The organism is Pseudomonas sp. P4_C3 (genome assembly GCF_056402075.1).
The window spans coordinates 1-9684 of record NZ_JBFUIC010000233.1; the positions used below are offsets into that span (position 1 = coordinate 1).

General features: G+C 61.9%; 10 protein-coding genes. 7 read left to right on the forward strand and 3 right to left on the reverse strand.

All coding sequences use genetic code 11. The features are described from left to right. Positions 1–108: 108 nt before the first annotated feature. Complete coding sequence (locus AC1DVH_RS24015; RefSeq protein ID WP_477755914.1) at positions 109–861, forward strand: GntR family transcriptional regulator; 753 nt, start codon at positions 109–111, stop codon at positions 859–861. A 1-nt stretch (position 862) separates the two neighbouring features. Beyond that, entirely contained in the window at positions 863–1426 is a 564-nt protein-coding gene (locus AC1DVH_RS24020) for an NUDIX hydrolase (RefSeq protein ID WP_477755915.1), read from the forward strand. A 452-nt stretch (positions 1427–1878) separates the two neighbouring features. Here the strand turns inward: AC1DVH_RS24020 and AC1DVH_RS24025 are convergent, their stop codons facing one another. After that, on the reverse strand, positions 1879–2634 hold the full coding sequence (locus tag AC1DVH_RS24025; protein ID WP_477755916.1) for an HvfC family RiPP maturation protein: 756 nt from the start codon (positions 2632–2634) through the stop codon (positions 1879–1881). A 3-nt stretch (positions 2635–2637) separates the two neighbouring features. Continuing rightward, positions 2638–3468 (reverse strand): HvfB family MNIO-type RiPP peptide maturase, encoded by an 831-nt coding sequence (locus AC1DVH_RS24030; protein ID WP_477755917.1) that lies wholly within the window; start codon positions 3466–3468, stop codon positions 2638–2640. A gap of 434 nt (positions 3469–3902) precedes the next feature. Here AC1DVH_RS24030 and AC1DVH_RS24035 point away from each other — a divergent pair, with 434 nt between their 5' ends. Together AC1DVH_RS24035 and AC1DVH_RS24040 are read left to right on the forward strand one after the other, a co-directional pair. Then, entirely contained in the window at positions 3903–4949 is a 1047-nt protein-coding gene (locus tag AC1DVH_RS24035; RefSeq protein ID WP_477755918.1) for a class I SAM-dependent methyltransferase, read from the forward strand. A 140-nt stretch (positions 4950–5089) separates the two neighbouring features. Continuing rightward, positions 5090–5932: an NAD-dependent protein deacetylase gene (locus AC1DVH_RS24040; protein ID WP_477755919.1), complete on the forward strand. Its 843-nt coding sequence runs from the start codon at positions 5090–5092 to the stop codon at positions 5930–5932. 133 nt (positions 5933–6065) lie between these two features. Here AC1DVH_RS24040 and AC1DVH_RS24045 read toward each other — a convergent pair whose 3' ends face one another. Then, positions 6066–6962: a LysR substrate-binding domain-containing protein gene (locus AC1DVH_RS24045; RefSeq protein WP_477755920.1), complete on the reverse strand. Its 897-nt coding sequence runs from the start codon at positions 6960–6962 to the stop codon at positions 6066–6068. Positions 6963–7066: 104 nt separating this feature from the next. Here AC1DVH_RS24045 and AC1DVH_RS24050 point away from each other — a divergent pair, with 104 nt between their 5' ends. Genes AC1DVH_RS24050 through AC1DVH_RS24060 form a run of 3 tightly spaced genes read left to right on the forward strand, consistent with a single transcriptional unit; the run spans position 7067 to position 9660 of the window. Next, positions 7067–7765, forward strand: coding sequence for a CoA transferase subunit A (locus tag AC1DVH_RS24050; RefSeq protein ID WP_046816298.1), 699 nt, complete (start codon positions 7067–7069; stop codon positions 7763–7765). Positions 7766–7801: 36 nt separating this feature from the next. Further along, a complete protein-coding gene (locus AC1DVH_RS24055) occupies positions 7802–8467 on the forward strand; it encodes a CoA transferase subunit B (RefSeq protein ID WP_008026717.1) in 666 nt (221 codons plus the stop codon). 11 nt (positions 8468–8478) lie between these two features. Then, positions 8479–9660, forward strand: coding sequence for an acetyl-CoA C-acetyltransferase (locus AC1DVH_RS24060; protein ID WP_477755921.1), 1182 nt, complete (start codon positions 8479–8481; stop codon positions 9658–9660). The last annotated feature ends 24 nt before the right edge of the window (positions 9661–9684 follow it).

A 9684-nucleotide genomic window follows, 5' to 3' on the forward strand; every position in this document is an offset into this window, starting at 1 on the left:
ATGCCGAGGCCTCCAGTTAACCCTTGGCTGTTTGATCTGACCGGRCACCCAGATTCCCGTAATCGAAGTGCTCTTTTTGCATGGACAGCCACAATCAGAGCGGACCCCATGAAACGCCTGCCACTCGACGACAGCTTCAAGGTCAATCGCAACCCCGTTACCCTGCGCGAAATCGTGCTGGATAAACTGCGAAGCGCCATCATGAACTTCCAGCTCCTGCCGGGAGACCGTCTGGTCGAACGCGATCTGTGCGATCGCCTGGGCGTCAGCCGTACTTCCGTGCGCGAAGCCTTGCGTCACCTGGAATCCGAAGGCCTGGTGGAATTCGCCGACGCCAAGGGCCCACGGGTCGCGATCATCACCCTGGCCGATGCCGTGGACATCTACGAGCTGCGCTGCGTACTCGAAGGGCTGATCGTGCAACTGTTCACCCTGCGCGCCAAGGCCAAGGACATCAAGGCCCTGGAAAAAGCCCTGGAAGAAAACCGCAAGGCGCTGAAGGACGGCGAACTGCAACAGGTCATCGACTCGGTCCAGGGTTTCTACGATGTGCTGCTCGAAGGTTCGGGCAATCATGTCGCGGCCACTCAACTGCGCCAGTTGCAGGCACGCATCAGCTACCTGCGCGCGACCTCGGTGTCCCAGCAAAACCGTCGCAGCGCCAGTAACCAGGAAATGGAACGCATGGTCGAAGCGATCAAGGGCGGTGACCCGCTGGCCGCCCACCAGGCGTGCGTCGACCACGTGCGAGCGGCCGCTGCCGTGGCCCTGGACTACCTCAAGCGCAAACAGGAAGAAACCGGCGCCACGCCGCAGATCACCCTGCCCATCGCGCTGAAAGAACCGCGCATAGGTCGCTGAAATGTTCAGCCCGAGCTTTTGCCCCAAGTGTGGCAGCGCAGACCTTAAGTCACAGTTACCGCCGGGCGATACGCACGAGCGCCTGATGTGCCGCGGCTGCGGCTACATCCATTACGTCAATCCGAAGATCATTGCCGGCTGCATCATCGAGCAGGACGGCAAGTACCTGTTGTGCCAGCGCGCGATTCCACCGCGCCCCGGCACCTGGACCCTGCCGGCGGGCTTCATGGAAAGCGGCGAGACCACCGAGCAGGCCGCGCTGCGGGAAGTCTGGGAAGAAAGCGGCGTGCGTGCGGAAATCGTCTCGCCCTATTCGATCTTCAGCGTGCCCAAGATCAGCGAGGTGTACATAATCTTCCGCGCCATCGCGCTGGAGATTACCGGGCAGTACGGCCCGGAAACCCTCGACTACCAATTCTTCGCGCCTGAGGAGATTCCCTGGGACAGCATCTACTACCCGGCGATCCGGCAGATCCTTGAACGTTATATCGAGGAACGTCAGGCTGGGGTGTATGGCATCTACATGGGCAATGACGACAGCGGGAAGATTCACTTTATTCGCTGATAGTTGTGGGTTTTGACCTGCCACCTGTGGGAGCAAGCTTGGTCCGGGCGGCGTTCCGACGATGGCTTTGTGTCAGGTGATGATTGTTTTGTGGGTGTACATATCCGTTGCTGCGGTCACGGCCGCTATTGGTTCCGCCCGTACGGCGGGTCACTTGGAAGAGCGGAACGCCGCCCGGCCCCAAGTAACCAAGGGCTCTTGCCCCTGACGTTCGGCCTCACGAGGGGCGTACACCGCAACAGCGCCCGAGGCGGCCTACCGGCCGGCCTGGTTCGTCATGCGTACGCATTGCCCAGTAGGAGCTGGTAGGAGCTGGTAGGAGCTGTCGAGTGCAACGAGGCTGCGATCTTTTGGCTGTATTACTGACAATCAAGATCAAAAGATCGCAGCCTTCGGCAGCTCCTACGACGTGATACATCCGCGAAATCAGATCGGCTGACCGGCCGCCAAGATCAAACAACTCCAACAACCCCATCCCCATGCATCTGCCGCAACAACCTCAGACCACCCTCGAAAAACGCCGATGAACCAACCTGCCCCGCCTCGACCGCCAATCCTTGCAACTGTTCACGCCCGGTCACTTCGGGAAACTCGTCAATTCTCTGCAACAACCGCCACGCCAACGGACTCAATTCAGAAAACCTCACACTCCAGTCCTCCGCCCGCTGCACCAGCAGCAATGTCGGCTGATCAGGCAAAGCGTCCGGCTGATGATCCGGCCCCACCCGCTGCACCGGCCAGGCATACGCCAACGGCCAGGCCAGCACCGACACCTGCAACGGCCGCTCCAGCAGCAACGCAGCATCACCGGCAACCAGAGGCTCGGCGTCGGACTGTTGCAAGGCCATTTCCACCCACTCGTAATGCGCCAGCTCCACCATGAACGGTGGCCACGGCCCATCGCTCAATGCTTGAGGCTCAGTCGCGAGAAATTCGACAAGCTCCTGGGCGATCTCACCAAACTTCGGCGTGCGGGCGCGATAGTCCCGCAGAAAAATCCGTACCAGTGAACGCCAGTGCTCATCCCCCAGGATTTTCARCAATACCGGAAAGGTGCCACTGAGCAATGACGACAGATTGGCAAACACCAGGTCGCGGTACACTTGCGCCCGGGCAGGGTCCATTTCGGCCGGTGGCGCGAAATGCTCGGGATCACGCAGGTACCGGCCCATGGTGCTTTGCTGGTGATGCAACGATTGTTTATCCACGGTTCAAACCTCCTGTTGCAGGTGGCGAATGGTCTGCAACTCCGCCACCAGTTCGGCGAATGCCGGAAAATTGAAATCGCGCTCCAGCAAGGTCGGCTGAACACCGAACCGGGCGTAGGCCTGGGCCAGCAACGACCACACCGCCGGTTTCACCGAGGCACCGTGGGTGTCGATCTTCAAGGTATCGGACTCGTCGAAGTGCCCGGCAATGTGCATCGCCACCACCCGGCCCGCATCGATGCCCGCGAGAAACGCCTGCGGCTCGAAACCGTGGTTGATCGAGTTGACGTAGACATTGTTGACGTCCAGCAGCAGGTCGCAATCAGCCTCGCGCAACACCGCATTGGTGAACGTGACCTCGTCCATGTCCCCTTGGGGCGCGGCGTAGCAGGAGACGTTTTCCACCGCCAGGCGCCGGCCAAGGATGTCCTGGGCCTGACGGATACGCGCGGCGACGTGGTGCACCGCTTCTTCGGTAAACGGCAACGGCAACAGGTCGTACAGGTGACCGTCATCGCTGCAATAGCTCAAATGCTCGCTGTACAGCGGCACGTTGTAGTGATCGAGAAAACCCCGGACTTCCTGCAAAAACCCGACGTCCAGCGGCGACGTCCCGCCCAGGGACAGGGACAGGCCGTGACAGGACAACGGATAACGCTCGGCCAGCGCCCGCAGCGCCGCACCATGGGCACCGCCGATGCCGATCCAGTTCTCCGGCGCGACTTCCAGAAAGTCGAAATGTCCGGCCGGGGCCGCTTGCAGTTCTTTGAGTAAACCGCGACGCAGGCCAAGCCCTGCGCTGGCCCTGGCTACGGGGGCAATGGATGTCTGCATGGTGTCGATCTCGCATGTGTCCAGGATTGCGGGCAGGTGCCCGCCTTGAGACACAGTTAATCGAAGGGGTGTATCAGGACTGTGTTCGAAAGGGGTCGACAATGGGTGTCTGTGTATCGAAACCGGGGTTGGACACAATGGAATACACAACTCAAATCCCTTGTGGGAGCGAGCCTGCTCGCGAWRGCGGATTTACATTCAATGCTAATGGTGGCTGATCCGCCGCCTTCGCGAGCAGGCTCGCTCCCACAGGGGTTTAGTGTCAGTCAGGGGGGCTTTCGTCGCTCGAGACAGCAGTACACACGCCCCGGACTAAACTCAACGCACACAGGGCCCGCTTGGCGTCCTGCACATTCCCACGACCACCGCCCAGCGGCGAACGCCTCGCCAATACAATGCCTCTGGACCGTGATCCTGCTGAAGGAGCACACGTGATGGACGAGGCCAGACTTAACGATTTCATGGGCAAACTGGTAAACGACATGGGCGGCGCGGCGATGCTCGCCAACGTCATCCTCGGTGAAGAGCTCGGCCTGTACCGGGCGATGGCCGACAGTCAGCCCATCACCCCCGAAACCCTTGCCGGGAAAACCGGCTGCAACACCCGCCTGCTGCGCGAATGGCTCAGCGCCCATGCCGCCTCCGGCTACATGGAACACCATGACGGCCAATTCCGCCTGCCCGAAGAGCAAGCCATGGCTTTGGCAAACGAAGACTCACCGGTCTATGTGGCGGGCGGGATCAGCGTGGTCGCGTCGTTTTTCCACGACAAGGACAAGCTGGTCAACGCCATGCGCGGCAACGGCGCCCTGCCCTGGGGCGATCACCATCCGTGCATGTTCAGCGGTACCGAACGCTTCTTCCGCCCTGGCTACAAAGCCCATTTGGTCGCCGAATGGTTGCCGGCCCTCGACGGTGTGGTGGCCAAACTGGAAGCCGGGGCCAAAGTGGCGGACATCGGCTGCGGCCATGGCGCCTCGACGGTGATCATGGCCCAGGCGTTTCCGGATTCGCGCTTCGTCGGTTTCGACTACCACGCGCCGTCCGTTACCGTCGCCACCCAACGCGCCGAAGAAGGCGGTGTGTCCAGCCGGGCCAGGTTCTTCCAGGGCACGGCCAAAAGCTACCCCGGCAGCGACTACGACCTGGTCTGCTACTTCGACTGCCTGCATGACATGGGCGACCCGGTGGGTGCGGCCAAACATGCTTATGAATCGCTGAAGGACGACGGCACGGTGCTGCTGGTCGAGCCCTACGCCAACGACTTGCTCGACGACAACGTCAACCCAGTCGGACGCCTGTTCTACGCGGCCTCGACCTTCATCTGCACGCCCAACTCGCTGTCCCAGGAAGTCGGCCTCGGCCTCGGTGCCCAGGCCGGTGAAGCGCGGTTGCGCAAGGTGTTCAGCGAGGCCGGATTCAGCCGTTTCCGCCGGGCCACGGAAACGCCGTTCAACCTGATTCTGGAGGCGCGTAAATAATCCCCGCCGTATCCCTGTAGGAGCTAGCTTGGTCCGGGCGGCGTTCCGACGATAAACGCGATCACACCGCTGGGTATCAGGCTTACAGTGTTATCGTTGACGACCATCGCGAGCAAGCTCGCTCCTACAGGTTTACCGGCATGCTCGACCGCCAGACCCGTGACCAACTCGATCGACTCCATCAGCTCATGGCGGATCAGCCGTTTGCCGTGCTGACCGGTGCCGGTATCAGCACGCCCTCGGGCATCCCGGATTATCGCGACAACCAGGGCGTGCGCCGGGGCCGGCAGCCGATGATGTATCAGGAATTTCTCTCGRCCCCGGAGTCCCGGCGGCGCTATTGGGCGCGGGCGATGCTCGGCTGGCCACGGGTGCGTCTGGCGCAGCCGAACGTGGCCCACGACACCCTGGCCCGTTTGCAAGGCACGCGGCAGATCAGCGGGCTGATCACCCAGAACGTCGACACGCTGCACGACCAGGCCGGCAGCCATGACGTGATCGAGCTCCACGGCAGTCTGCACCGGGTTTTGTGCCTGGATTGCGGTCGGCGCAGCGAGCGCGATTCGATCCAGCGCCTGATGGAAACACAGAACCCGTACCTGGCCGGCGTCGACGCGGTACAGGCGCCGGACGGCGACACCTTGCTAGACCCGGCCTTCGAGGCACGCTTCCAGGTCCCGCACTGCCCGCATTGTGCCGGGGAACGGATGAAGCCGGATGTGGTGTTCTTTGGCGAGAACGTCGCGCAGGCCACAGCAGCCAAGGCGATGGCGGCCGTCGAACAGGCTGCGGGGCTGTTGGTGGTCGGCTCGTCGTTGATGGCCTATTCGGCGTTTCGCTTGTGCCGGGCGGTGGTGGATCAGGGCAAGCCGTTGATTGCGATCAACCTGGGCAAGACCCGGGCGGATGAGATGCTGGATTTGAAGATCGAGGGGGGGTGCGAGCGATTGTTGCCGTTATTGGCGAAGCTACTTGGCAACTGACGAAACCCGATCCCTGTGGGAGCGAGCTTGCTCCGGGCGGCGTTCCGACGATGAGGCCAGCACATTCAGAAAATTTGTTGGCTGATCCACCGTCATCGCGAGCAAGCTCGCTCCCACAGGGTCCGGCGCACATTCAAGAAAATCGTTGCCCAAGGTTTTCCTCTTTCAGCACATCAAACAACGCCTGCGCCGCCGCCGACAGTTCTCCCCCAGGCAACGTCAGCACCCCAAGCGCCCGCTCCACCACCGGATCGCGCAAGGTAATGCAACGCGCGCCCAGCTCACGCATCTGCCCGGCACACAAGGCCGGCACCGCGCTCACGCCCAGGCCACTGGCGACCATCCGCCCGACCGTCGCCAGTTGATGGCTTTCAAACTCCACCGGAAGTTTCATGCCGCGGGCCTGCAAGTGTTCTTCCAGCATGACGCGCACCGTCGACGGACGCTGCAAGGTAATGAACGGCTCCTTGAGCAAGGTCTGCCAGTCGATGTCGTCAAGTGCGGCCAACGCCGAATCCAGGGGCACCACTGCGACGAATCGGTCGATGTACAACGGCGTGAATTGCAGCGACGAATTCATGGTCGGCTCGAACGCCACCCCCAGTTCAACCTGGCGGTCACGGACCATTTCCAGCACCTGCTCGTTGATCACGTCATTGACCGTCACGTTGACGTTCGGATAACGGGCGCGGAAGGTCTTGAGGATCGGCGGCAGYAGGTTGCCGGCGAACGACGGCATCGCCGCCAGGGTCACGCGTCCGCGCTGCAGGGTAAAGCGCTGGCGCAACTCATCTTCGGCATTGTCCCAGTCGGCGATCAACCGGCGCGCGAGCGGCACCAGGGATTCACCTTCGGCGGTGAGCGCCACGTTACGCGTGTTGCGGGTGAACAAGCGCCCGCCCAGGCCCTCCTCCAGCGCCTTGATGGTCAGGCTCAGGGCAGACTGCGACAGGTGCAGGCGCTCGCAAGCCACGGCAAAGCTCAGGCTCTGGGCCACCGCCAGAAAGGCGCGGATCTGCTTGACGGTCATACTCGATTTCTCCCGGGTATTGTAGGAGCTGCCGAAGGCTGCGATCTTTTGCACTCCATCCCATTCGGCTAGCCAGCCGCCCACAAAGAATAAAAGAGGTGCATATGGCAGGTTTCGACAAGCGCGTGAGTTCCTACGAGGAAGCCCTGGCAGGTCTTGAAGACGGCATGACCGTGATCGCCGGCGGCTTCGGCCTGTGCGGGATCCCGGAAAACCTGATCAACGAGATCAAGCGCAAAGGTACTCGCGACCTCACGGTGGTTTCCAACAACTGCGGCGTCGACGGTTTCGGCCTCGGCGTACTGCTGACCGACCGCCAGATCAGCAAAGTGGTGGCGTCCTACGTCGGCGAAAACAAGCTGTTCGAAGAGCAACTGCTCAAAGGCGAAATCGAAGTCATCCTGACCCCGCAAGGCACCCTCGCTGAAAAAATGCGTGCAGGCGGTGCCGGCATCCCGGCCTTCTTTACCGCCACCGGTGTTGGCACTCCAGTTGCCGAAGGCAAGGAAGTCCGCGAATTCCATGGCCGCAAGTACCTGATGGAAGAATCCATCACCGGCGACTTCGCCATCGTCAAAGGCTGGAAAGCCGACCATTTCGGTAACGTGATCTATCGCCACACGGCCCAGAACTTCAACCCGCTGGCCGCCACTGCCGGCAAGATCACCGTGGTCGAAGTCGAAGAAATCGTCGAACCCGGCGAGCTGGACCCGGCGCAGATCCACACCCCTGGCATCTACGTCGACCGGATCATCTGCGGCACGTTCGAAAAGCGCATCGAACAGCGCACCGTGCGTAAGTGATCCCCTGCCCCCGGACCGAATGAAGGAATAACGACAATGGCACTTTCCCGCGAACAAATGGCTCAACGCGTCGCCCGCGAAATGCAGGACGGCTTCTACGTGAACCTGGGCATCGGCATTCCGACCCTGGTCGCCAACTACATCCCCGAAGGCATGGAAGTCATGCTGCAATCGGAAAACGGCCTGCTGGGCATGGGTCCGTTTCCTACTGAAGAAACCATCGATGCCGACATGATCAACGCCGGCAAGCAAACCGTGACCGCACGTACCGGCGCGTCGATTTTTTCCTCGGCCGAGTCCTTCGCAATGATCCGCGGTGGCCATGTCGACCTGACCGTGCTGGGCGCCTTTGAGGTGGACGTGCAAGGCAACATCGCCTCGTGGATGATCCCCGGCAAACTGGTCAAGGGCATGGGCGGCGCAATGGACCTGGTTGCCGGCGCCGACAACATCATCGTCATCATGACCCACGCGTCCAAGGATGGTGAGTCCAAGCTGTTGTCCCAATGCAGCCTGCCGCTGACCGGCGCCGGGTGTATCAAGCGCGTACTGACTGATCTGGCTTACCTGGAAATCGAAAACGGCGCGTTCATTTTGAAAGAGCGTGCACCGGGTGTCAGCGTCGAAGAGATCGTTGCCAAGACTGCCGGTAAACTGATCGTGCCGGACCACGTTCCGGAAATGCAGTTCGCTGCCCAGTGAGGAATCATTCCATGCAAGAAGTCGTCATTGTTGCCGCCACGCGCACCGCGATCGGCAGCTTCCAGGGTTCACTGGCCAATGTGTCCGCGGTTGACCTGGGCGCTGCGGTGATTCGCCAGCTACTGGCGCAAACCGGCCTGGACCCTGCGCAAGTTGATGAGGTGATCATGGGCCAGGTGCTGACCGCCGGCGCCGGGCAAAACCCTGCGCGCCAGGCCGCGATCAAGGCCGGCCTGCCCTTCGCCGTGCCAGCCATGACCCTGAACAAGGTCTGCGGCTCCGGCCTCAAGGCCCTGCACCTGGGTGCCCAGGCGATTCGCTGCGGCGATGCCGAGGTGATCATCGCCGGTGGCCAGGAAAACATGAGCCTGGCCAACTACGTCATGCCCGGTGCCCGTAACGGCCTGCGCATGGGTAACGGGCAAATCGTCGACACCATGATCAGCGATGGCCTGTGGGACGCGTTCAACGATTACCACATGGGCATCACCGCCGAGAACCTGGCCGAGAAATACAGCCTGACTCGCGAGCAGCAGGACGCGTTCGCCGCCGCCTCGCAGCAGAAAGCCGTGGCCGCCATCGAAGCCGGGCGCTTCGTCGATGAAATCACCCCGATCCTGATCCCGCAGCGCAAGGGCGATCCGCTGTCCTTCGCCACCGACGAACAGCCACGGGCCGGCACCACCGCCGAATCCCTGGGCAAGCTCAAGCCAGCCTTCAAGAAGGACGGTTCGGTGACTGCCGGCAATGCTTCGTCGCTGAACGACGGTGCCGCGGCCGTGATCCTGATGAGCGCCGAAAAAGCCAAGGCCCTCGGCCTGCCGGTACTGGCGAAAATCGCCGCCTACGCCAACGCAGGCGTCGACCCGGCGATCATGGGCATCGGCCCGGTGTCGGCCACTCGCCGCTGCCTGGACAAGGCCGGCTGGAACATCGACCAGCTTGAGCTGGTTGAAGCCAACGAAGCCTTCGCCGCGCAATCCCTGGCGGTGGCCAAGGACCTGGAATGGGACTTGAACAAGGTCAACGTCAACGGCGGCGCCATCGCCCTGGGTCACCCGATCGGGGCTTCGGGTTGCCGTGTGCTGGTGACCCTGCTGCATGAAATGCTCAAGCGTGACGCCAAGAAAGGCCTCGCCACCCTGTGTATCGGTGGTGGTCAGGGCGTGGCACTGGCGCTCGAGCGGGTTTAAAGCGTTCAACAGACGGCGCGGGGA

Bases quoted from the DNA above. Each gene is read 5' to 3' on its own strand.
- AC1DVH_RS24015 (WP_477755914.1), top strand. From the start codon at position 109: ATGAAACGCCTGCCACTCGACGACAGCTTCAAGGTCAATCGCAACCCC.
- AC1DVH_RS24020 (WP_477755915.1), top strand. From the start codon at position 863: ATGTTCAGCCCGAGCTTTTGCCCCAAGTGTGGCAGCGCAGACCTTAAG.
- AC1DVH_RS24030 (WP_477755917.1), bottom strand. From the start codon at position 3,468: ATGCAGACATCCATTGCCCCCGTAGCCAGGGCCAGCGCAGGGCTTGGC.
- AC1DVH_RS24035 (WP_477755918.1), top strand. From the start codon at position 3,903: ATGGACGAGGCCAGACTTAACGATTTCATGGGCAAACTGGTAAACGAC.
- AC1DVH_RS24050 (WP_046816298.1), top strand. From the start codon at position 7,067: ATGGCAGGTTTCGACAAGCGCGTGAGTTCCTACGAGGAAGCCCTGGCA.
- AC1DVH_RS24055 (WP_008026717.1), top strand. From the start codon at position 7,802: ATGGCACTTTCCCGCGAACAAATGGCTCAACGCGTCGCCCGCGAAATG.
- AC1DVH_RS24060 (WP_477755921.1), top strand. From the start codon at position 8,479: ATGCAAGAAGTCGTCATTGTTGCCGCCACGCGCACCGCGATCGGCAGC.